A 21569-nucleotide genomic window follows, 5' to 3' on the forward strand; every position below is an offset into this window, starting at 1 on the left:
AAGGCGCGGGTCGGCTCGGCCCGGACGCCAGGTCCGCCCCGCAGGGTGTCGCCAGGACCACCCCGCACCGGGTGTCCAGGCCCCGCGACGCCGACCGGTCGAGTCAGCAGACTTTCTCTCACCGAACGGACGACGAGACCCACCACGGAACCGGGGAGACAGTCATGAACGAAACCGTCGCCAGGCGACTGACCGGCATCACCGGCATCGCCACGGCAGCCGCCTTCATCATCGAAGTACCCCTGTACTTCGTCTACTCGGGTCCGCCACCGGACTCCAACGTCCTGGCCCGGCTGCTGATCGGGATCCTCGCGCTGGCGTTCCTGATGGTCTTCGTGACCGTCTTCCGCGAACTCGTGAAAGCGGCGAACCCGGCCTACGAATGGGTCGGCACACTGGCTTTCGCCGCGGGACTGGTCTACTCGACCGTCACCCTGGTCTCCAGTGGGCTGGAGGCCGGTGCGGTCATCGCCACCGACCACGCCATTGATCCGACCATCACGGTCAGCGGAACCTACATCCTGTACGGATCGATCGGCCGCCTCATGCTCGGGCTGCTCCTGACCGCCGTCGGGTACGCCATAACCCGCGCCGGCCTGCTGCCCACCTGGACCGGACGCACTGCCTTCATGCTGGCAGGGGTCAACGTGGCCTTCGTGCCGTCGCTCTTCTTCGGCAACACCCCCGCACACTTCTACGCGGCGAACGGCTGGGGCACGACAGCCCTGATGGGCGCGCTCTTCAGCTATTGGATGCTCGCTCTCGGGATCGCCACCTACCGCAGTGCGTCTCGTGGAACGTCCCCCCACGCAGGAGCACTACAGCACTGAACAGCACAGAACAGAACTGCACAGCCCTGACGCGGTCCCCGGAGAAGCCACGGGGCAGTCAGCTGACCCGGGGACCGACCGCCAGCGTCAGTTCGAAGACCCGTTGCGGCGAGCCGAGATCCGGGAACAGCTCCCGGAGCTGAGACATCCGGTAGCGGACGGTCTGGGGATGGACGAACAACGCAGCCGCCACCTCGTTGCGCCTGCCATGGTGCAGCAGCCACGCCCGCAAGGTGTCCTCCAGCCGCCGCGCGGTCGCGACAGGCAAGGTCCGCAACGGCGCGAGGGCGCGGGCGCGCAAGTCCGCGAACGCGTCCACGTCGGCGCTCAGCACCAGTTCGGGCAAGTAGTCCTCGGTGTCGCGGATATCAGGAGAGAGGAAGCGCGCTCGTACGGCTCGTGCGTACGAAGCGGACGCACGGGTCCATGGCCGGGCCGGGCCGACCACGGCGGTGCGGTCGGTCAGTTGCCTCAGGAGATGGGAGCGGTCGGCGTCGGGGACCAGCAGCACGCCGGAGGCGTCCGGCAGATCGTCGAGAACGAGGGTGTTCGGGTCGAGCGTGCGGTAGGCGGGGCGGGCCTGGGCGGCGGGCAGCAGGACCGCGGTCAGCGAGACCGGGGACTGCCACCCGGCCCGTTGGGCAGAGGCCAACAGCACGTCCGTGCTCGCGCCGGCGAGGAGGTCGCGGACCAGTTGTTCGAGGTGGCGCTCATGAGCCCGGCCCTGGGCGGCGAGTTCGTCGGCGTGTCCTGCGGCGCTCGCGGCGGAGAGCTCGTCGATGTAGGCGAACGTCAGCTCTGCGAACTTGGCGACCTCGGCGGCAGGCAGTCCCGCGGGTACCGCACCCGCGGCCAGGCATCGCCAGGCCACGCGGGCGCCGACGCGGTAGGCGCCGAGCAGGGCGTCCATGGAGCGGCCGTCGCGCACCTCGCCTCGGCCCAGCTCGTAGGCCGCGTCACCGGCGTCGCCGCCCGTGACGTTGCCGCTCGCGACGTTCAGGTAGTGGCCCAGGGCGGTGCGGACGGCTCGGCGGATGGTGCCGCCCATGCGGCCGGACAGGGCGTTGGCGTAGGGAGGGACCTCGTCGATGATCGCTTGGACGATCTCGTCGGCGGTGGTCTTCAGGTCGGCCCGAAGTACGGCGACCGTCGTCTCATCCAGTGCCAGCTCGGTGACTCTCTGAATTGCATGGCTCATCTTTTGTTCCCTACGAACAATTCTGCCGACCAGATTCACGTCCTACGGACAGGACTTTACGCCCGGCGGCGCATCAAGCTGGAGTCATGACGAGTGCAGCCCTCCGCAGCAGGGCCTGGAAGCTGCTGGAGATGGTCACGACGCCTCTGCTGCCGTCGGACTACCTCGACCTGGTCAGCCCGCTGCGTGCGGGCGCCGACCTCCGAGGACGCATCGAGGCCGTGCACCCCGAGACGGATGACGCCGCGACCATCGTGATCAGGCCGGGACGGGGCTGGCGCGGCCATACGGCCGGTCAGTACGTGCGGGTCGGGGTCGACGTCGACGGGGTGCGCCTGTGGCGTGCCTATTCGCTCACCTCACCGACGAACCGCCAGGACGGACGCGTCACGATCACCGTGAAGGCGATCCCGGACGGCAAGGTCAGCAACCACCTGGTCCGCCGAGCGACACCCGGCACGCTGATCCAGCTGGACCAGGCGACCGGTGACTTCGTGCTGCCGAAGGCCAGGCCGGCCAAGGTGCTCTACCTGACGGCCGGCAGCGGCATCACGCCGGTGATGGGCATGCTGCGCGACACCGAGTTCGACGACGTCGTCATGGTCCACTCCGCGCCACGGCCGCAAGACGTGATCTTCCGCAGCGATCTGCACGACCTGGTCGCGGACAAGAAGCTGCGTCTCACCGAGCTGCACACCGACACGGGCGGCATGCTCGACATTTCCCGTCTCGACGACCTCGTGCCCGACTGGGCCGAGCGGGAGACCTGGGCCTGCGGGCCCGCGGGCCTGCTCGACGCCGCCGAAGCACACTGGACCGCGCACGGCGTCCACGAGCGCCTGCACACCGAGCGCTTCCGCCCCGGCATCGTCGTCGCCGGCGACGGTGGCGAGGTCACGTTCAGCACCACCGGCAAGACCGTCGACGCGGACGGCGCCACGCCGTTGCTGGACGTCGGCGAGGAGGCCGGCGTGCTCATGCCGTCCGGCTGCCGCATGGGCATCTGCTTCGGCTGCGTCACGCCGCTCAAGGCGGGCGCCGTCCGCGACCTTCGAACCGGCGAGATCACCGAGGCCGAGCCGGGCGTCCTCATCCAGACCTGCGTGTCCGCCGCGGCGGGCCCCTGCGACATCGAACGGTAGGAACACCTTGACCGCTATCGACCCCACCGCCCACCTGACCGCGGAGCAGATCGAGGAGCTCGGCCGCGAGCTGGACGCCATCCGCGACGGGGTGATCGCCGACCGCGGAGAGAAGGACGCCGCCTACATCCGCAAGGTGATCTCGGCGCAGCGCAAACTCGAGCTGGTCAGCAGGGGCGTGCTGTTGTTCTCGATCTTCCCGCCCGCGTGGCTGATCGGCACCGCCGGTCTGTCCGTGGCGAAGATCATGGACAACATGGAGATCGGTCACAACATCCTGCACGGCCAGTGGGACTGGATGCGGGATCCGAAGATCCACTCCACCACCTGGGACTGGGACCACGTCTCGCCGGCCGAGCAGTGGAAGCACTCGCACAACGAGCTGCACCACACGTACACGAACGTGATCGGCAAGGACAACGACCTCGGCTACGGCATCATGCGCGTCGACGAGGACCAGAAGTGGCACCCGGTGCACCTCGGCCAGCCGCTGTGGAACTTCATCAATGCCTGCTTCTTCGAGTACGGCATCGCTGCGTACGACCTGGAGCTCGGCAAGAACCTGCAGAAGAGCCGCCGCAAGACCCCGGAGTTCCGCGCCCGGGCCAAGGCGGTGGGCCGCAAGATCCGCAAGCAGGTGCTCAAGGACTACGTGATCCACCCGCTGCTGTCGGGCCCGTCGTTCTTCAGCACGCTCGCCGCCACGTTCACCGCGAACGTGGTCCGCAACGTCTGGACCCACTCGGTGATCATGTGCGGGCACTTCCCGGAGGGCGTGCAGGTCTTCGAGCGCCGGTCGATCAACAACGAGACGCGGGGCCAGTGGTACCTGCGCCAGATGATGGGTTCGGCGAACATCAGCGGCAGCAAGGCCATGCACTTCATGACCGGCAACCTGTCGCACCAGATCGAGCATCATCTGTTCCCCGACCTGCCGAGCAACCGGTACGCCGAGGTCGCCGTGAAGGTCCGCGCGTTGTTCGAGAAGTACGAGCTGGACTACGTCACCGGGCCGCTGCCCAAGCAGGTGTACTCCGCGTGGCACAAGGTCTTCCGGCTGTCGCTGCCGAACAAGAAGGCCAGGGTCGAGATGCCGGAGCGCGAGAGGGAGCTCGTCGCCGCTTGATTTCCGGGATTGGTTCAAGTCTTTCGACCGTACCGGCGGCACCGCCGGTACGGTGCGATACGTAGGGCCTGCCCCGTATTCTTCCCGGCTCGGGCGACAAACGTCTCCGACGCCACTGGCCGCAGAGCCGGGTCGGAACTGGGCCTGGGACGCCAGGTCGGTCCAGAGCGAAGCCCCCGCCACCTCGACCGACGAGGAAGGACACACTCCCGGGTCTAGAACCGGCCGGTGCAAGCCAGGCAGACACGTGACGACTCCCAGGTGGCCCGCCGTTCTTCCGCGTAGGTCGTCGCCTTGTACACCACCGCACCCCACCCCAGGCCGCCGGCTGCGATCACCAGGCCGAGCAGCACAGCTCCGCCTACGGCCACCACAATGCCGAACACCAACGCGCCCAATGCGCCCAGCAAGCCGCCGCGCGCCGCAGCCGGCGGAGCGTACTTCGCCTTCAAATCCGAGTCCGACGGCAGAGACCGCCAGTAGTGCGGAAGGTCCGCCACATTCGGCGAACCGCACTTGGGCGACGGACACACGATCATGTGCAACCTCCAGCCGAAACCATTCCGATGGCGGCAGGATCCGGATCGGGTGGTAGCCCTGGCAAGACGTACCGGTGAGTGTGTGAGACGGGCCACAACCCGGACGCAACAAGAGCCCCAGCCTGCACAGGCGGGACGCGCGCGTAGCGGAATGACTACAGAAACAACCAGGTCAGGCAGGCAGGCAGTGGAGTGCCGACAGCGTCGGCATCGACGCGCGATTCGATCGGACAGTGTCCACGGATCGATTGGCGTGGGCCCCGGATCGGTCCCGGGGCCACGCCGCGTTCCGCTGATTCGTTCAACGCTGCCCCACTCGCTATGAGTTGGACTCGAAATACCGCGAGCTGGGCGATACCTCTGAGCCGACGAGCCTCCAGGTGGCTTCCGTATCGTTGCCGGGGTTCTCCTGATCAGCAGGCCAGCGGCTGCACTGGCCTCGTCGAGCGCTCCGTGACGTGCGGTGCCTTCCTGCGTGCGTGAGTGTCCGACCAGTGGGACCACTCCCCAACTCCCCTCCCCGGCAGGGGCCTCGGCGATAAGATCATCTCTCGCTCGCACCTGCGGCGCACGCACCGATCCGATCTCTCGGGGAGACCAAGACATGAGCGTGGCCGGCAGCTCGTCCGACGCGAGCGGGCACGATGAACGTGAGGTCTTCGTCGGGCGGCGGTCCGAGTCCGAGCGGCTCGCGGCGTGTGTGGACAAGGTGCGCGGCGGGGAGGCGTGGCTGGCGGTCGTCGAGGGTGAGGCGGGGATCGGCAAGAGCGCTCTGCTACGCCAAGTCGTCTCCCCGCTGGAGGACTTCACCGTGCTGTGGGCGGTGGGCGATCCCTCGGAGACCGATCTGCCCGGTGGAGTACTGAGCCAGCTGGTGCGGCGCGTGGACAGGGAACTGGCGGCCCGGTTCCCGCTGCTGGCGCGGCCGGACGCGGCAGGGGTGTCGCCGCACGCCCTGGGCGGGCAGTTGTTGTTGCTGCTGGGCGCGTTGCAGGAGTCCGGGGGCGGGGTCGCGGTCGTCGTCGACGACGCGCACTGGGCCGATCCGCTGTCCTCACAGGTGCTGGGATTCGTGGTCCGCCGGCTCTGGGCCGACCGGGTGCTGGTGCTGATGGCGACCCGTACGGACAGCGAGCGGAGCGGCGAGGCGCTGGACCGGCTGGTGCGGTCCGTCGACCGGGCGACGCGGGTCGAGGTCGCCGGACTCGGACAGGACGAGGTCGACGAGTTGGCCCGGCGGCTGTTGGCGGTGCGGGTGACTCCGGAGTTGGTGACACGGCTGCACGGCTACACGAAGGGGCATCCCCTCTACGTGCGCACCGTCCTGGCGGAGGTACCGCTTCAGGTGCTGGGCGACGAGTCGGCACGGCGGTGGCCCGTCCACCAGTCGCTACGGGCGGGGATCGGGGCCGTACTGGGGCGCCTCCCCGCCGATTCCGTGGCCCTGGTGGAGGCGCTGGCGGTGCTGGACGGCAGGTTCCCCCTGGTCGGTGTGGCGCGGGTGGCCGGGGTGGACGACGGCGTGCGGGCGCTCGAACCGGCGTTGGCGGCGGGGCTGGTGCGATGGTGGCCGACGGATTCCGTGGGACCGGTGTCCTTGGTGCACGGATTGCAGCGGGACGCGGTCTACGCGGGCATCGGCCCCGAGCGACGGCGCGCGCTGCACAACTCCGCGGCCGAGGTGGTGGGTTCGGGAGCGGCGTGGGCTCATCGGGTGGCCGCGGCCACGTCCGACGACCCTGTTCTGGCGGCCGAACTGGAGCGTTCGGCGAACGCCGAGGCCCTCGCCGGCCGCAACGCCCTGGCCGCCACCCGGCTGCTGTGGGCGTCGTCGCTGTCCGGCGACCGTCCGGAACGGGAACGGCGTCTGCTCACGGCGTGCGCTCAGTGGCTGCTGACCTTGCAGCCGTGGGCCGCCGTGCGGTTGAGGGCGCAGGTGGAGGAGTGCGCGGAGGGAACGCTGCGCAGTTGTGTGCTGGGCGTCATGGACCTTCTGGCGGGCCGACTCGCCGTGGCCGAGGCTCGGTTGACCGAGGCCTGGCAGGAGGCACTCGCCGATCCGGACGCGAGCTGGGTGGCGCTCCTGGCCGGTACGTTTCTGACGGTCATCACGATCCGGCAGTGCCGGGGCGCGCGGACCGTCGACATCGCGGGCAAGACGCTGGCGATCGGTGACCTCGACGCGGGCACGTCCGATTTCATCCGCGCCGTGCTGGCCACGGGCCGGATGTGGGACCAGGGGCCCGGTGCGGCGCTGCTGGACGTGGCGCACCTTCCCGTCGAAGCCGCCGAGGCGTCGAACGACCAGCTCGCGACGCTGGCCACCCGTGGGGTCATGCACCTGTTCCTGGGCCGGTTGGCCGCGGCGCGGGCCGATCTGGTCACCGTGGCGCACCGCGACCGGCTGGGCGCGGGGTCCAAGCTCAGCCATCTGTCGTCGTCCCTGCTCGCGGTGGTGGAGTACCTCGCGGGTGACTGGAGTGCCAGTGAGAGCGCGGCGGACCGGGCTCTCGCGATCGCCGCGGCCCACGACCACGTCCTGGGCGACGCGGCCACGTGGTTCGCGGCCGTGTGCGTACAGGCGGGGCGCGGGAACTGGGAGGCGGCCGAGGAGTCCGTCGAGGCCCTGGAGCGGATCAACCGGACGCTGGGAGATCCACCGGCGGAGCGTGTGTACGCCGGACTGGCGGGGGCGGTGCTGGCGCAGGCCCGGGGTGACCACGCCGCCATGGTGAGGTCGTTGGCCCCACTGGTCGAGCCGGTGACCGGAGCCGAGGGCAGGGGCGGGCACAGCGGCGGGAAGGGGGACGAGGCCGGGGCCGGGGACGACCGGGTACGTCTGCGGTTCGAGCCCCTGTGGTTGTGGCAGCAGTCCCTGCTGGTCGAAGCGCTCACCGGGACGGGACGCCTGGCGGCCGCCGCCTGGGCCCTCGACGACTTCTGGCGCGGTTACGACGGCAGTGGATATCTGCGGGTCGTGGGAGCCCGGCTCAGCGGCCAACTCGCCGAGGCCCAGGGGCGGCCGCGTGAGGCGTTGGCGATCTACGCCCAAGCTCTGGGCGGCGAGCCGGACAGCCCCGACGGGCCCGACGCCGCCGGGAACCCCGTCGCGACCGGCGGGGTCGGTGACCCCGGCGAGGACACCCCGCTGTTCCGGGCGATGCTGGAACACGCGTACGGCAGGCTCCTGGTGGCGACCAGGACCGGCTCCCGGCGGGAGGCCGCACGGTGGTTCAAGTCGGCCCACGACCGATGCGACACCCTGCGGGCCGAACCGTTCCTCCAGCGGTGCGAGACGGACCTCGCCGCCATGGGCCTCACCGCTCCCGCCCACGCGCGGCAGCACGTACTCGCCCTCACCGAGCGGGAGGTGTCGGTCGCCCACCTCATCGCCGGCGGGATGACGAACCAGGAGGCCGCGACGGAGCTCTACGTCACCCAGAAGACCGTCGAGTACCACTTGTCGAACATCTACGCCAAGCTCGGCATCACCTCACGCCGCCATCTCGCAGAGGCCCTCCGAACCCCGTAGCCCTGACGACATCGCAGCGGCGGCGGGAGCCGCACGTCGGCCGCACGTCCGCGGCGCCTCGGTCGCACGTCGGCGGCCACACTAGGGTCGACCCCCAGGGTTCCTGAGCCCCCGGGGTGGTCTGCTGGGGGAATGACTGGACGCTCCCGGGCCGCAGCCCGCACCGGCCGGGTTCCGCTCACCGGTCGACACGAGGAACTGCGGGCGCTGTCCGACCTGGTCGCGGGCGTGCGTGACGGTATGAGCGCGGCGCTCGTCGTCGTCGGCGAGGCCGGTATCGGCAAGACCACGCTGCTGGACCATCTCGCTGAGACCTCCCACGACCTGCGGGTCGTCCGCACCGCAGGGACGGAGTCCGAGGCCCGTCTCGGGTTCGCGGGCCTGCACCGTCTGCTGCGGCCCTTCCTGGACGGTCTGGAGTCGCTTCCGAGTCCCCAGTACGAGGCGCTGGCCTCCGCGTTCGGGATGCTGGCCGCGCCTCGGGCCGATCGCTACCTGGTGGGGATGGCGGCCCTGACGCTGTTGGCGGACGCCGCCTCGGTGCAGCCGCTGCTGTGCCTGGTGGACGACGTGCAGTGGCTGGACCGCGAGTCCCGCGACGCGCTGGCGTTCGTGGCCCGGCGGCTGGGCGCGGAGGCGCTGGGCTTGGTGGTCGCGGGCCGCGACGAACCGGGCGGACCGGGCGCGTTCGAGGGGCTGGAGACCCTGACGGTCGGCGGACTGGCCGGCGCCCAAGCCCACGAGCTGCTCGGCCACAGCGTGGAGGGACGGGTGGACGCGGCGGTGGCCGCACGCATCGTGGCCGACGCCGGCGGCAACCCGCTGGCCCTGCTGGAGAGCGCCCAGGCGCTGAGCCCCGCGCACCTGGCCGGGACGACCCCGCTGCTCGAACCGCTGCCGGTGGGAGCCCGGTTGGAGAACCACTTCGGACGTCTGGTGGGGGGCCTGCCTCCGGAGACCCGGACCTTCCTGGTGCTGCTGTCGGCCGCGCCGCCCGAGGACGCGCTGCTCCTGTGGCGGGCGGCGGCGGAACTGGGCGTGCTCGCGCAGGCCGCGGACGCGGCGGTGTCCGCGGGCGTGCTCACCGGCGGGCGGCTGCTGGAGTTCCGGCACCCGCTGATCCGCTCGGCCGTCTACCGCAGTGCAGCAGCCGGTGAGCGCAGGCGCGTCCATGCCGCGCTCGCCGCTGTCAGCGATGCGCTGCGCAACCCCGAGCGGCGAGCCTGGCACCGCGCCGAGGCGACCGTCGGGCTGGACGACGAGGTGGCCGACGAACTCGTCGCGGCGGCCGAACTGGCCCGCGGGCGCGGCGGTTACGCCGAACGGGCCGCTTTCCTGGCCCGAGCGGCACAGCTCTCCCAGGCCAACCGGGCGGTGCGGCTCGTCGAGGCCGCCCGGGCCCATCTCGTGCTGGGCGATCCCGCGACCGCCCAGTCCCTCCTCGCGCAGGCCCAGCCACTCCTGGCCGGCGGCGACACCGTCCTGCGGGCCCGGGCTCTGCTCACCCAGGCCACCACCGACATCTACTTCGGGCGGCTCGCGGGCCTGGGATCGCCGCTGCTGGCCGCGGCCGGCGTGGTCGCGGACACGGACCGCGCCCTGGCCCGGTCCATCCTGCTGGAAGGGCTCCTGGCCGTGCTGTGCGGTGAACACGACGCGACGGCCCGCCAGGAACTCGGCGTGACGATCCTGACCTCACCCGCCCTGAGCCCGCTGCCTCCGAGCCCACCGGCGCTGACGGCGTCGGTCGGGTCTGCGCCGGTCGGGCCCGCGTCGGTCATGGTCCCGACGCCACCGGCCGTGGCCACGAAGCCGCCGGCCGCGCCCCCGCCGGCCGCCCCGGCACCGGCACCGGCACCGGCCTCCGCACCGGCGATGCTGGTCCCGGCAGCCCGGTTCGCGGCGACCGCGACCCCGCGTGCCCTGGTACCAGCGGCTCCGGCGCCGACGGCCCCGGCCCCGGCACCGGCGGTCGACGCCCCGCCGGCCGAGGTCTCGGCCCTGACCACGCCGACCGCGGTCTCAGCGTTCGCCTCCCCGCGAGCCACAGCCCCGCCGGTTGCCGCCCCGCCCGTCGTCACCACGGCGGTCGTACCCGCGCCACCCGAGCCGTCCGCCCTCCCCAGCAGCGCCGACCTCCTCCTCGAAGGCTTCGCCCTGCGGATGCACGGCGGCTACCAGGCTGCCCTGCCCCTCCTCCAGGCCGCACTCGCCGCCCTGGAACGGGACACCGACGTGGTCGGGCACGGCCTGCGCGCCGCGACCCTGGCCCTCTACGCCGCCGAGGAGGTCTGGGACGAGACAGGCGGCGCGAAGGCAGCCCGACTCGTCGAGGACCACGAGCGCGCCATCGGCGCGCTGGGAGCACTGCGCTCCACCCTGCTGGTCCGGTCGACCTGGGAAATCCGAGCCGGCCGGTTCGCCACCGCCACCGCATGCCTGGACGAGGCCCAGGACCTCGCCGCCGTCATCGGCCAGCACTCCCCCGGCCTGGCCTACCGTGTGGAACTCCTGGCCTGGAGCGGCCAAGAACCGGCGGCCCGCACGGCCGCGGACCTCCTCGTACGCGACCTGGCCAGCCGGCATGCGCACGGCGGTCTGGCCGACTGGGCCCGTAACAGCCTGACCGTCCTCGAACTCAGCCTCGGGCACTACGTACAGGCCGCGGCCCACGCACGCGTCACCTTCGACGCCGACAACCCCGGAGGCGCCCCCCGCGCCCTGCCCGACCTCATCGAGGCCTCCACCCGCAGCGACGACCGGCCCACGGCCCGACAGGCCCTCACCCGCCTCGAAGCACGTGCCCTGCCGGCCGGCACGCCCTGGGCCCTGGGGCTCCTGGAACGCTGCCGGGCCCTGGTCTCGGCCGACGACGACCGGACCGAACCCCACTTCGCCCGGTCACTGACCCTCCTCGACCGCACTCAGGTACGCACCGAACTGGCCCGTACCCACCTCCTCTACGGTGAATGGCTCCGCAGGCGCAAACGCCGCACCGATGCCCGCACCCAACTGGGCCACGCGTACCGGATGTTCACCGACATGGGGGCGGCCGCCTTCGCCGAGCGGGCCCGGACCGAGCTCCTCGCCACCGGCGCGCACCCCCGCAAGCGGGCCGGCCGCTCCCCGCACGACCTCACCGAGCACGACCTCACTCCTCAGGAACGGCGCATCGCCACCCTCGCCGCGCACGGAACCACCAACACGGAGATCGCGACCCGGCTCTTCATCACGCAGTCGACCGTCGAGTACCACCTCAACAAGATTTTCCGGAAACTCGACATCACCTCCCGGCGACAACTCAACTCCCTGCTGACCAGCGAGAACTGAGCCCGTCGTCCGTCACTGGCGGACGACATCCCCAGTCCGGTCGGGGTCCGGGCGCGCGCCGGGACTGGGGGTTCTCCCCGATACGAACCAGGAAACGCGGGTGGTGTCCTGCTGTGGCCGCACCCGCCGCCGACGACGACTCCGCCGGCCCCCTGGAAGGCCTCGACCCATGACACCGGAACCCCGCCCCACCACGACCGCGAACCGCCGGACGTTCCTCAGGACCGCGACGGCCGCGCTGGCGGTCCCCACCGCGGCCGTCCTCGTCGGCGAGGCGCTGTCGGGCACGGCACACGCCGCCACGGCCACCGCCTCGACGGATCTTCCCGACTTCGCCCCGGTCCCCACCGCCGCGACCGGCCCCGCGGTCAACGAGCAGGGCTACTTCGTCGGCCGCATCAAGGGCAACCTGTACTGGGTGACCGACTCCTACTACCAGGCGATGTTCCTGAGCACCCGCGAAGGGGTGGTGCTCGTCGACGCGCCGCCGACCATTGGGAACAACCTGCTGCGCGCCATCGCCGACGTCACCCGGGCCAACGGCCGACCGTCGAAGGTCACGCACCTGGTCTACACCCACACCCACGCCGACCACATCGGCTCCGCCCACCTCTTCGGCAAGCACGTCGTGCGCATCGCGCACAGCGAGACCCGCCGGCTGCTCCGGCTGGAGGCGGACCCCAACCGGCCGCTCCCGACCGTGACCTTCGACGACCACTTCGACCTGCGCGTCGGCGGGGAACGTCTGGAGCTCGCGTACCACGGCCCCAACCACTCCCCGGACAACATCTTCGTCTACGCGCCCGACCACGCGACGCTGATGGTGGTGGACGTCCTGTATCCCGGCTGGGTGCCGTTCAAGAACCTGGCCGTCTCGCAGGACATCCCCGCCTGGGTGAAGGCGCAGGACACGGCGATGAGTTACCCCTGGACGACCCTGGTCGGCGGACACCTCGGCCGACTCGGGGTGCGCGCCGACGGTGACGTGCAGAAGCGGTACATCGCCGACCTCACCGACAGTGTGAAGGCCGCGATGTCCCTGGACCCGACGCCGTATTTCCAGAAGTACGGCCCGTCCGGGAACTCCTGGGCGATCTTCAAGACCTACCTGGACGCCGTCGCTCAGCAGGCGGCCGGTCCGGTGATCGCCAAGTACACCGGCGTCCTCGCCGCGGCCGACGTCTTCACCCTCGACAACGCGGCCACCATGCTCGAATCGCTGCGGATCGACGCCGGGATCCTGAGCCCCTTCGGCACCCACCCGTAACCGAAGGCTCCGGGGACGGGAGCCGGGGGGAACGGCCGCGAGCCGACGCGTCACCCCGGCCCCACTCCGAAGTCCACCCCGGATTCCGACACGGACGCACTGGGGTCTTTCCCCGGTACGAACACCTTCGCCCCCGTGGTGTGCTGGCCCCGCACCGGACAGCGGACCGCCGTACCGGCCGCACCGCCCTACCGATCATCTCGCCGTACCGATCGCCTCGCCGTACCCACCGCACCGACCGAACCGAGAGGTCCTCATGACGTCACCGGCCCCCGTCCCCGTCGTCTTCATCCACGGCCTGTGGCTGCACGCCAGCTCGTGGGCCCCCTGGCTCGACCTGTTCGAGCGGGAGGGTTACGCCCCGGTCGCACCGGGCTGGCCCGGCGACCCGGGCACCGTCGAGGAGGCCCGTGCCAACCCCGAGAGCATCGCCGACCACGGAATCGACGAGGTGGTGAACCACTACGCGGCGATCATCCGGGAGCTGCCGGCCCCGCCCATCGTGATCGGGCACTCGTTCGGCGGCATGATCGCGCAGAAGCTCCTCGGGCAGGACCTGGCGGCCGCCGCCGTCGCGATCGACGCCGCCCAGATCAAGGGGGTGCTCCCACTGCCGCTGTCCGCGCTGCGCGCGACGCTGCCCGTGTTCAAGAACCCGGGCAACAAGCACCGCGCGGTCTCTCTCACGGCCGACCAGTTCCGCTTCGCGTTCGGCAACGCCTTGTCCGAGGAGGAGTCGGTGGAGCTGTTCGAGCGGTGGGCGATCCCCGCCCCGGGCAAGCCGCTGTTCGAGGCCGCCGCCGCGAACTTCAACCCGCACTCGCCGGCCAAGGTCGACACCGGCAACGCCTCGCGCGGACCGTTGCTGCTGATGTCCGGCGGCAAGGACCACACGGTGCCGGAGGCAGTCGTCCGGGCCACCCTCAAGCAGTACCGGCACTCCGACGCCGTCACCGACATCACCGACTTCCCCGACCGCGGACACTCGCTGACGATCGACAGTGGCTGGCGCGAGGTCGCCGACACCGCACTGGAGTGGCTGCGACGGCACTCCCTCTGAAGGGCCCTTCCGCCGAACGACAACTCTGCCGCGCGCAGCCGCCGTTGAACGGCACTTCCTCCGATCCGCACTCCACCGACAGCACCGGCACCGTCGAAGGGCCCTGGCATGGATCTGCACCTGAACGGCAGGACCGCGGTCGTCACCGGCGCGAGCCGCGGCATCGGACTCGCCGTGGCCGGGGCCCTCGTACGTGAGGGTGCCCGCGTCGTGACCGGTTCGCGGGAGATCACCCCCGAGCTGCGGGCGCTGGCGGCCGAAGGCGACGTCCTGTCGGTCGCGGTCGACCTGACCGCGCCCGAAGGACCGGCCGAGCTGATCGCCGCGGCGACCTTCGCGTACGGCGGCCTGGACATCCTGGTGAACAACGTGGGTGCCGTCCGGCCCCGCACCGACGGCTTCCTCGCGGTGACCGACGACGACTGGGCGGCGACGCTGTCCGTCAACCTCCTGGCCCCCGTACGCACCACCCGGGCCGCGCTCCCCCATCTGCTGGAGCGTGGAGCGGGCAGCATCGTGACGGTCAGCTCCGTCAACGCGTTCCTGCCCGACCCGCTCGTGATCGACTACAGCGCGTCGAAAGCCGCACTGTCGAACTTCTGCAAGTCGCTGTCCAAGCAGGTCGGCCCGCAGGGCGTTCGCGTCAACACCGTGAGCCCCGGCCCCGTCACCACCGGTCTGTGGCTGGCGCGCGACGGGGTCGCCGCGACGGTCGCCGCCGCCACCGGCGCCTCCGCCGACGCCGTGGCCGAGCGGGCCGCCGCCGACGCCGCGACCGGCCGGTTCACCCGCCCCGACGAGGTCGCCGACCTCGTCGTGTTCCTGGCCGGCGATCGGGCCGCGAACATCACCGGGTCCGACTTCGTCGTCGACGGCGGTCTCGTCAGCACGCTGTAACCAGCCGCGGCCGCGGCCCAGCCGCAAGCACTCCCCTCCCCGCAGCAACTCCTTCCCCTTGACTGGAGCACCCGTGAAGCACCGTCATGCCCTTTTCCGGCCACGTGTCCTGGCACCGCTCGCGATCGCCGCGGCGTTCGGCCTCAGCGCCGCGACCCTCTCCGCCGCCACCGTCTCCGCCGCGACCCCGCACACCAGGACCGCGACAACCGCGACGACCACGGCCCGGTCCGCCGCCCCCGTGGTACCGGCCGGGTTCACGGAGCACAAGGCCGCCGGCCTCGACTACGTGATCGGCGGCCACGGTCCGACCCTCGTCCTGCTCCACGGCTACCCGGAGACCTGGTACGAGTGGCGCGCCCTCCTGCCGGAGCTCTCCCGGCACTACACCGTCATCGCGCCCAGCCTGCCCGGCGCGGGGAAGAGCGACGCCCCGGCCGACGGCTACGACAAGAAGTCGATGGCCGCAGCCGTCCACACACTGCTCCGCAGGATCGGACACGCCGACGACATTCGGCTGGTCGGCCACGACATCGGCTCGATGGTCGCCTACTCCTACGCCGCCGCGCACCCCCGCGACGTGAAGAAGCTCGTCCTCAGCGAGGCCCCGATCCCGGACGCGAGCCTCTACACGTTCCCGTCGCTGACCGCCGCCGGTCCGGCCGCCTGGAACTTCGGCTTCTTCTCCCTCGCCAACGGCCTTCCCGAAAAAGTCGTGGCCGGCCGTGAGAAGGAGTGGGTGGGCGGATTCGTCGACAGCCTCGAAGTCCGCAAGGGTTCCGTCACCGACGACGACACGGCCGTGTTCGCCGAGGCACTGAAGGACCCGGCCCACCTGTCGGCGAGCTTCAAGTGGTTCCGGACCTTCCCTCAGGACGTCGAGGACAACGCCGTCAACCGGCGGACGAAGCTGACCATGCCGGTCCTGGCGGTCGGCGCCTCGGGCAGCCTCGGCGAGGCCGTACCCGACCAGGTCCGCCGGTACGCGAAGAAGGTCACCGGGGTCGTCGTCCCCGACTCCGGCCACTGGATCTATGAGGAGCGTCCCATGAAGATGACCGCACTCCTGCTCTCCTTCCTCGGGCGGACGTCGTGATCGCGCCCTTCCCCGACAACACCTTCGCCGGAGCCGGCGGCGAACCCTTCTGGTTCCTCGGCGGCCGGGCCCGGATCCTGGTCCCCGGCAGCACGACCGGCGGAGCCCTCAGCGTCATGGAGTTCTTCGACACCGCCGGCCACGCGCCGCCGCGCCACATCCACGCGGACGAGGACGAGGTCTGGATCGTCCTCGACGGAGAGGTGTCGTTCTTCGTCGGCGACCAGCGGCACGAACTCGAAGCCGGCCAGATCGCGTTCGGCCCGCGCGGGGTGCCCCACAGCTACCTGGTCCGCTCGGAGACCGCGCGTCTCGCCGTGGCGTTCACACCGTCGCGGGTCGAGGAGTGGTTCAGCGCGAACGGCACTCCCGCCACCCGCCTCGACGACGTGGCTCCCGCCTTCGACATCGGGAACATCCTCGCCTCGGCGGAGTCCTTCCGCGTGAGCGTCGCGGGCCCGCCGCCGACCGCCTGACCACCGTCGCCCTGCGACATGCGATCCCGCCGGCCGCGCACGGCCCCAGACCTGCCGCCGGTGCCCGCCCCGGACCCGCCTCAGGCCTGCTGCGGACCTGCCGGCGGCCCCACCAAGAGAAGGACTTCGTCATGCCCGGAACCCCGTCAGTCCCTCCGCACGGAAACCGCTGGTTCCACCGACGCGTGGCCATCCCGGCCGCTCTGGCCGTCGCCGTCCTGACCGTACCGGCCGTCTCCCCAGCATCCTCGGCGTCCTCGATCGCCTCGGCACCGGCTCCATCGGCGGTGGCCGCGCAGTCCCGGCACACCTCCAAGCCCACCGTCGTCCTGGTCCACGGCGCCTTCGCCGACTCCTCGGGCTGGAGCGGGGTCGTCGCCCGGCTCCGGCACGACGGCTATCCGGTCATCGCCGCGGCCAACCCGCTGCGGGGCCTGGACTCCGACGCCACCTACGTCAGCAGCCTCCTCGACTCCATCCCCGGTCCGGTGGTGCTGGTCGGCCACTCGTACGGCGGTGAGGTGATCACCAACGCCGCGGTCGGGCACGCCAACGTCAAGGCCCTGGTGTACGTCGCGGCCTTCGCTCCCGATCAGGGCGAGAGCGGCCTGGCGCTGGTCGGTCTCAACCCCGGAAGCCAACTCGGCGAGGCGCTCGTCGTCCGGCCCTACGCGGTCGCCGGCGGCGGCGGAGCGGACGGATACGTCGACCCGGCGAAGTTCCGCACCGTCATGGCGGCCGACTTGCGAGGATCCGACGCGGAGTTGCTGGCCGCCCAACAACGCCCGGTGGACCTGGCGGCCCTCCAGGCACCGAGCGGTGTACCGGCCTGGAAGACGATCCCGTCCTGGTACCTGGTCGCCGGGGCCGACCGGGCGATCCCGGCCGCGACCGAGAGGTTCATGGCCCACCGGGCCGGCGCTCACACCGTCGTGGTCGACGACGCGTCCCACCTGGTCATGCTCTCCCACCCCGGCCGGGTCGAGAACCTGATAGTCCAGGCCGCCAAGGCGACCGACTGACGGTCGAGTTGGGATCCAAGGCTGACCTCAGGGGAGTTCGACGGTTCTTGATCCCGGGGGGCCTTTGTACGGTTCGGCCGGGTGGGCGGCGGTGAGCACCACCCGGCCGGGGCGGTGGAGGGCAAGGCGGGAGGCGCGGCCGGTGACGAGGCCGACGCCTTCTGCGCCTCGACGGCTCGGAGGGCGAGGCCTCGTTCGAGGTCGCTGCGACAGCCCTGGAGTCAGAGCCTGCGGATGTGCCGGTCCAGCAGGGTCCGGATGCCGTCCACGTCTGCCAGCTCTCGCACGCCCCGCTTGGGCAACACGGTCAGGCACGAGACGCCTTTGTCCCCGCTGAGCAGGACGAAGGTGTCGGGGGTCTCGGCGTAGTGCGGGGCGGCGGTCCAGTTCAGCCGGCTGGAGCCACCCGTGTTGCTCACGGTGGCACCGGAGTCGTCGACCCTGGCGCTGTACGCCCCGTTCCGCGACGCGATCTTGTGGAACTGGCGGGCCGTGAGTCAGGGCTGCAGCACGAACATCATCACGGCGAGAAAGCCGGCGAGCACCAGCGACTGCGTGTCGGGGGCCTCACCCTTCGCCAGCGGCACCACCGAAACGCCGACGAGCACGGCCACACCCATGACGGCGAACCGCTGCGTCCGCTGGGCACGGCCCGACGCCTTGGACCGCGCCTTGAGCGCCTGTCTCATGTCCTCACGCGTCAGCTGGTACTCCAGCTCGACGTACTCCCCCACCGTGGTTTCCGCACGGTCCTCCATGAGCCCTCCCCTTGGACCTCTTCATGATCGAACGAGGGGAGAATAGCCTGCGAACAGGCCGATGACACCCACGATTTGCCCGTCCTGACCCACCGCGAAGGGCTACCGGCAGGCAGGCCGGCAGAGCGCCACAACGCCGACCGGACAGACCGCCGCGAAGCGGGCTACCCAGTGATCCAGTGGGGCACTCCGCCTATCGTCCAGCGGGGCCGGGCCCGGGGGCGAGGGGACAACACCCGAGGTCATAGCCGTACTATCCCCCCTCACAGATGCGATCCAGGGGTGGGCAGTGAAGAACGTCGTCATACGAAGATGGGCCGTCGGAGCCGCAGGCATGGTCCTGGGCCTCGGAGCGGTCGGCTGCGGTGCCGAGAAGGGCGGGGGCTCCACCGCGGTCGACGCGCCCGGCGCGGAAATCGCCGCGCGAACAGCTCCCGCCACGACGCCGAAGCCGAAGCGCCCGGCACAGCGCCCCCTGACGCAGGATCAGCTCGAACGCGCCGTGGTCGACAAACGGGACCTGCCGGGGCTGGAGGTCACCCGGCTGGGCTCCGGCACGGACGGCTTCGGCGACGGCACCGTCAGTGCCCTGCCCGCGGAGGCCACGCGTCCCGCGTCCTGCGCGCCGGTCGGCTCCGCCGTCAGCGGCGGCGCCAGCAGGTACGCACCGCTCGGCAGCGTGACGCGTATGGCCCAGACCAAGAGCGGAACCTCCACCTTCCAACTCGTGTCCTATCGCGCGGCCGACGCCGTGCGGGTGATGGACGAACTGCGGTCTGCCCTGGCGACCTGCACGACCTACACGGTGAAGTGGCCGACGGACACGACCTTCGAGGACCTGCGTTCCGCCGGCGATCCTCATCAGGGCGACGAGGGAGTCTCGTTCCGTCTCGACGTCGTGGCGTCCTCTCCTGGCGGCGACGACGATCCCGTCAGGACACTCCAGAGCTTCCAGGTCATCCGCTCGGGCTCCACCGTGGCGGTCTTCTCCGCGTTCGACACCGACGCCCACAAGGTCAAGCAAGTTCCCGCGGCGCTCGTGACCGCCCAGATGAAGGTCCTGGGAACCGGCGGCCACCGGTCGTAGCGCGCTCGGGTGGATCGTGTTGCTGAGCTCCGCACACGGACTGGGGGTACGTGCGCGGGCTCTCTCCCCCGCCCTCCGGCCGGATCCCTGACTACCGGGTGTCGCGCCGCCGACGCGCGCGTTCGAACTCGGCGACATCCGACAGCCAGGGACCGTGGTGTTCGAGTGCGGCGCAGCCGCCTCGGACGAAGGCGCTCACCAGGTTCCGGTACCCGCCGATCCCGTCGACCAGGCTGTACTCGACCCGGTACTCCGGATCCGCCCCGCCTTCACCCTCGCGCAACGTCGTGATCCGGGCGATGGAGTCGGCGTAGAAGTGGAGCTGGATCCCTTCGCCCATCTCCTCGTCCTCGATGGTGAACACTTCATTGTCCGCGGCAGAGCGATCACCGACGAACTCCCAGAACTCCGCGGCGGCAGTGCGCGGACTGTTCCGTAGCCACTTCTTCTCGGCGCCTTTGTCGTCGGTGAACGACAGGGCCGTCTTCATCGCACTCCCACCGCGTTCGGCGCGGTGGTCGGCGGCGGCCTCGTCGTCCTCCATGGGCGTGCTTCCAGCCCGGCCCGCGGCCTCCGAACACATCAGGAAGCTCACGGTACGCACAGCGTCGTCGACGAGTTCAGGATGTGCACGGCGCACGGCCTCTTGGACCGTTGTCTCCATCCGCGCCCAGTCACGCCTGTCCGTAGCGCGCTTTCCCCGTCGTGGATCGCGACCGATCCGCATCCCGGCGCACGCCCGCTCCGCAGTGGCGATCACCCGCATCACCTCGGGCAGCAGAGCGGGATCGACGGCATCGGGTATCCGCCTCGGAACTGTCGCGCCGTGCAGATACTGGCCCGTGTACCTCAGCATCGCGGCGTCGAGGGGACCGAGTACTGCTCCGCGCTCGGCCCGACGGTGGTTCGCGTGGTACTCCTGCGCTCGTTTCTCGTTCGACGTCTCTGTCGCCGCGCGCATCGCCGCGCATACCTGACCGCGCTCCAGTAGACCGATGTCGGCCCCGTGCGCGATGAGACGTCTCCTGTCCCAACGGATGCGTTGGAAGAGCGCGTCGACGTCCGCGGGCGCGGCGAGGAGGATCGGGTCCAGGAGCGCGACGGCAGCTCCCTCGTCAAGTCGGCCCCGGGTCCCGGCGGCGTCGCATAGCGGAAGGACCGCACTCCACAGCAGCAGGTGTCTGGCCAGGTCCTCCTGGATCACCGCAAGGTGGGCTTCGCTGATCGAGAACGTGAACGTGCGAGGATCGTGGTTGGCGTCGGCCCCGGCACCGAGCGTCAGCTTCAGTTCGCCGTCCTCGCGGATCACGTTCGGGATCCAGCCGCTCTGGCGCGTAAAAACGACGTCTCTCATCGGCTCAGTCTTCCCTGGAGCGGCACCCGGCCGGCATCATGGCGATGTCGCAGCCCCACCCGTGCCCCCCCGTGCCACCTGTTCACGACCACCGTGCACATTCCACGTCGAGGCGCTTATCGGTGCGCACCCACACTTCGCCCGGTGTGCTCTCGGCCGGGGCGTCGACTCGTTCGATGCCCAGGAACTCGATCAGCTTGAGCAGCTCGGCCCGTTCGGCTCGGTCATCCTCGACATCATGCGCGTCGAAGAAGACATAGTGCCGGCCGCTCGGGTCCACGCTGCCCGAATCTGCCCAGATCCGAGCGACTTCCTCGATCGCCGCCGCTTCCGTCGTCATCGTGGCGGCGCGGGCGGCACCGCGGACTTCCGGTGACGCGTCGAGGTGAGCGACGTCGGAGGTCCACTGGCCGAAGCGGTCGAGCCCGGCATATCCGTTCTCGAAGAACAGCATCGCGCTCGGGAGGAAGCGATTGCCCCTGTCGACCTTGAGGTGTTCCGACCGAGGTCGGTTCCCGTCTTCGATCCGGGAGATCACACCCTGCCCGGGCGTGAGCACCAAACGCTGCCCCGAGGGTTCGTCACTGATGGTGTAGGTCTCGGCATCCCGCTCACGGAAGAACGCAGAGAACGCTACGTAGGCTTCCTGAGGGTCGCCCACAGAGACCTGTCGGTCGTCGCCATCACCTACAGAGAAGACGAACTGTTTCGGTCCGGGGCTGTAGGGGCGAGCCATGTGCGTATGCGTCCTTCGTTCATGTGTGATGGCTCCGCCAGCGTAGTGGAGTCAGAGGGGACGGAACGGCGAGAGGACCGGTCAGATCGGCCTGCCCCCACACCCCGTCAGCCGTCCCA

At 70.8% G+C, this 21569-nt stretch carries 18 protein-coding genes; 12 read left to right on the plus strand and 6 right to left on the minus strand.

Annotated features, from left to right (window positions below):
- Nucleotides 1-164: 164 nt before the first annotated feature.
- Nucleotides 165-830, plus strand: a complete 666-nt coding sequence (locus tag OG406_RS05445; protein WP_329184382.1) for a hypothetical protein — start codon at nt 165-167, stop codon at nt 828-830.
- 58 nt (nt 831-888) lie between these two features.
- On the opposite strand, the gene OG406_RS05450 is transcribed toward OG406_RS05445, so the two are convergent.
- Nucleotides 889-2028: a PucR family transcriptional regulator gene (locus OG406_RS05450; protein ID WP_266618174.1), complete on the minus strand. Its 1140-nt coding sequence runs from the start codon at nt 2026-2028 to the stop codon at nt 889-891.
- Nucleotides 2029-2114: 86 nt separating this feature from the next.
- Here OG406_RS05450 and OG406_RS05455 point away from each other — a divergent pair, with 86 nt between their 5' ends.
- The gene (locus OG406_RS05455; protein WP_164372307.1) at nt 2115-3170 is read left to right on the plus strand and encodes a ferredoxin reductase; all 1056 of its coding nucleotides are present in this window, start codon (nt 2115-2117) and stop codon (nt 3168-3170) included.
- Nucleotides 3171-3177: 7 nt separating this feature from the next.
- Nucleotides 3178-4296 (plus strand): fatty acid desaturase family protein, encoded by a 1119-nt coding sequence (locus tag OG406_RS05460; RefSeq protein ID WP_267049350.1) that lies wholly within the window; start codon nt 3178-3180, stop codon nt 4294-4296.
- A 215-nt stretch (nt 4297-4511) separates the two neighbouring features.
- On the opposite strand, the gene OG406_RS05465 is transcribed toward OG406_RS05460, so the two are convergent.
- The gene (locus tag OG406_RS05465; RefSeq protein ID WP_329184387.1) at nt 4512-4835 is read right to left on the minus strand and encodes a hypothetical protein; all 324 of its coding nucleotides are present in this window, start codon (nt 4833-4835) and stop codon (nt 4512-4514) included.
- Between the two features lie 604 nt (nt 4836-5439).
- Here OG406_RS05465 and OG406_RS05470 point away from each other — a divergent pair.
- From OG406_RS05470 to OG406_RS05505, 8 genes are all read left to right on the plus strand, one after another.
- Nucleotides 5440-8367: a helix-turn-helix transcriptional regulator gene (locus OG406_RS05470; protein WP_329184389.1), complete on the plus strand. Its 2928-nt coding sequence runs from the start codon at nt 5440-5442 to the stop codon at nt 8365-8367.
- Nucleotides 8368-8499: 132 nt separating this feature from the next.
- Nucleotides 8500-11697 (plus strand): helix-turn-helix transcriptional regulator, encoded by a 3198-nt coding sequence (locus tag OG406_RS05475; RefSeq protein WP_329184391.1) that lies wholly within the window; start codon nt 8500-8502, stop codon nt 11695-11697.
- 169 nt (nt 11698-11866) lie between these two features.
- The gene (locus OG406_RS05480; protein ID WP_329184393.1) at nt 11867-12964 is read left to right on the plus strand and encodes an MBL fold metallo-hydrolase; all 1098 of its coding nucleotides are present in this window, start codon (nt 11867-11869) and stop codon (nt 12962-12964) included.
- A gap of 256 nt (nt 12965-13220) precedes the next feature.
- A complete protein-coding gene (locus OG406_RS05485) occupies nt 13221-14024 on the plus strand; it encodes an alpha/beta hydrolase (protein WP_329184394.1) in 804 nt (267 codons plus the stop codon).
- 108 nt (nt 14025-14132) lie between these two features.
- Nucleotides 14133-14921, plus strand: a complete 789-nt coding sequence (locus OG406_RS05490) for an SDR family NAD(P)-dependent oxidoreductase (RefSeq protein WP_266850629.1) — start codon at nt 14133-14135, stop codon at nt 14919-14921.
- 73 nt (nt 14922-14994) lie between these two features.
- Nucleotides 14995-16017, plus strand: coding sequence for an alpha/beta fold hydrolase (locus OG406_RS05495; RefSeq protein WP_329184395.1), 1023 nt, complete (start codon nt 14995-14997; stop codon nt 16015-16017).
- A complete protein-coding gene (locus OG406_RS05500; protein ID WP_267049341.1) occupies nt 16014-16493 on the plus strand; it encodes a cupin domain-containing protein in 480 nt (159 codons plus the stop codon). The genes OG406_RS05495 and OG406_RS05500 overlap by 4 nt, the downstream gene beginning before the upstream one ends.
- 185 nt (nt 16494-16678) lie before the next feature.
- Nucleotides 16679-17515, plus strand: coding sequence for an alpha/beta fold hydrolase (locus tag OG406_RS05505; protein WP_267049340.1), 837 nt, complete (start codon nt 16679-16681; stop codon nt 17513-17515).
- 221 nt (nt 17516-17736) lie between these two features.
- Here the strand turns inward: OG406_RS05505 and OG406_RS05510 are convergent, their stop codons facing one another.
- Both OG406_RS05510 and OG406_RS05515 read right to left on the minus strand, forming a co-directional pair.
- Nucleotides 17737-17934 carry a YcxB family protein gene (locus OG406_RS05510; RefSeq protein WP_443067052.1) on the minus strand — a complete coding sequence of 66 codons (198 nt, stop codon included), beginning with the start codon at nt 17932-17934 and terminating at the stop codon, nt 17737-17739.
- 78 nt (nt 17935-18012) lie between these two features.
- Nucleotides 18013-18273, minus strand: a complete 261-nt coding sequence (locus OG406_RS05515; protein WP_329184399.1) for a DUF3040 domain-containing protein — start codon at nt 18271-18273, stop codon at nt 18013-18015.
- A 334-nt stretch (nt 18274-18607) separates the two neighbouring features.
- On the opposite strand from OG406_RS05515, the gene OG406_RS05520 reads away from it, so the two are divergent.
- Nucleotides 18608-19360 carry a hypothetical protein gene (locus OG406_RS05520; protein WP_329184401.1) on the plus strand — a complete coding sequence of 251 codons (753 nt, stop codon included), beginning with the start codon at nt 18608-18610 and terminating at the stop codon, nt 19358-19360.
- Nucleotides 19361-19451: 91 nt separating this feature from the next.
- Here OG406_RS05520 and OG406_RS05525 read toward each other — a convergent pair whose 3' ends face one another.
- Nucleotides 19452-20714: a DUF6357 family protein gene (locus OG406_RS05525; RefSeq protein ID WP_329184403.1), complete on the minus strand. Its 1263-nt coding sequence runs from the start codon at nt 20712-20714 to the stop codon at nt 19452-19454.
- 82 nt (nt 20715-20796) lie between these two features.
- Nucleotides 20797-21450 carry a hypothetical protein gene (locus tag OG406_RS05530; RefSeq protein WP_327408156.1) on the minus strand — a complete coding sequence of 218 codons (654 nt, stop codon included), beginning with the start codon at nt 21448-21450 and terminating at the stop codon, nt 20797-20799.
- Nucleotides 21451-21569: the final 119 nt, after the last annotated feature.

This window comes from Streptomyces sp. NBC_01428 (assembly GCF_036231965.1).
Taxonomy (GTDB): domain Bacteria; phylum Actinomycetota; class Actinomycetes; order Streptomycetales; family Streptomycetaceae; genus Streptomyces.

Bases quoted from the DNA above. Each gene is read 5' to 3' on its own strand.
- OG406_RS05465 (WP_329184387.1), bottom strand. From the start codon at position 4,835: ATGATCGTGTGTCCGTCGCCCAAGTGCGGTTCGCCGAATGTGGCGGAC.
- OG406_RS05480 (WP_329184393.1), top strand. From the start codon at position 11,867: ATGACACCGGAACCCCGCCCCACCACGACCGCGAACCGCCGGACGTTC.
- OG406_RS05450 (WP_266618174.1), bottom strand. From the start codon at position 2,028: ATGAGCCATGCAATTCAGAGAGTCACCGAGCTGGCACTGGATGAGACG.
- OG406_RS05490 (WP_266850629.1), top strand. From the start codon at position 14,133: ATGGATCTGCACCTGAACGGCAGGACCGCGGTCGTCACCGGCGCGAGC.
- OG406_RS05515 (WP_329184399.1), bottom strand. From the start codon at position 18,273: ATGGAGGACCGTGCGGAAACCACGGTGGGGGAGTACGTCGAGCTGGAG.
- OG406_RS05470 (WP_329184389.1), top strand. From the start codon at position 5,440: ATGAGCGTGGCCGGCAGCTCGTCCGACGCGAGCGGGCACGATGAACGT.
- OG406_RS05455 (WP_164372307.1), top strand. From the start codon at position 2,115: ATGACGAGTGCAGCCCTCCGCAGCAGGGCCTGGAAGCTGCTGGAGATG.
- OG406_RS05525 (WP_329184403.1), bottom strand. From the start codon at position 20,714: ATGAGAGACGTCGTTTTTACGCGCCAGAGCGGCTGGATCCCGAACGTG.
- OG406_RS05520 (WP_329184401.1), top strand. From the start codon at position 18,608: ATGGTCCTGGGCCTCGGAGCGGTCGGCTGCGGTGCCGAGAAGGGCGGG.
- OG406_RS05485 (WP_329184394.1), top strand. From the start codon at position 13,221: ATGACGTCACCGGCCCCCGTCCCCGTCGTCTTCATCCACGGCCTGTGG.
- OG406_RS05445 (WP_329184382.1), top strand. From the start codon at position 165: ATGAACGAAACCGTCGCCAGGCGACTGACCGGCATCACCGGCATCGCC.
- OG406_RS05475 (WP_329184391.1), top strand. From the start codon at position 8,500: ATGACTGGACGCTCCCGGGCCGCAGCCCGCACCGGCCGGGTTCCGCTC.
- OG406_RS05530 (WP_327408156.1), bottom strand. From the start codon at position 21,450: ATGGCTCGCCCCTACAGCCCCGGACCGAAACAGTTCGTCTTCTCTGTA.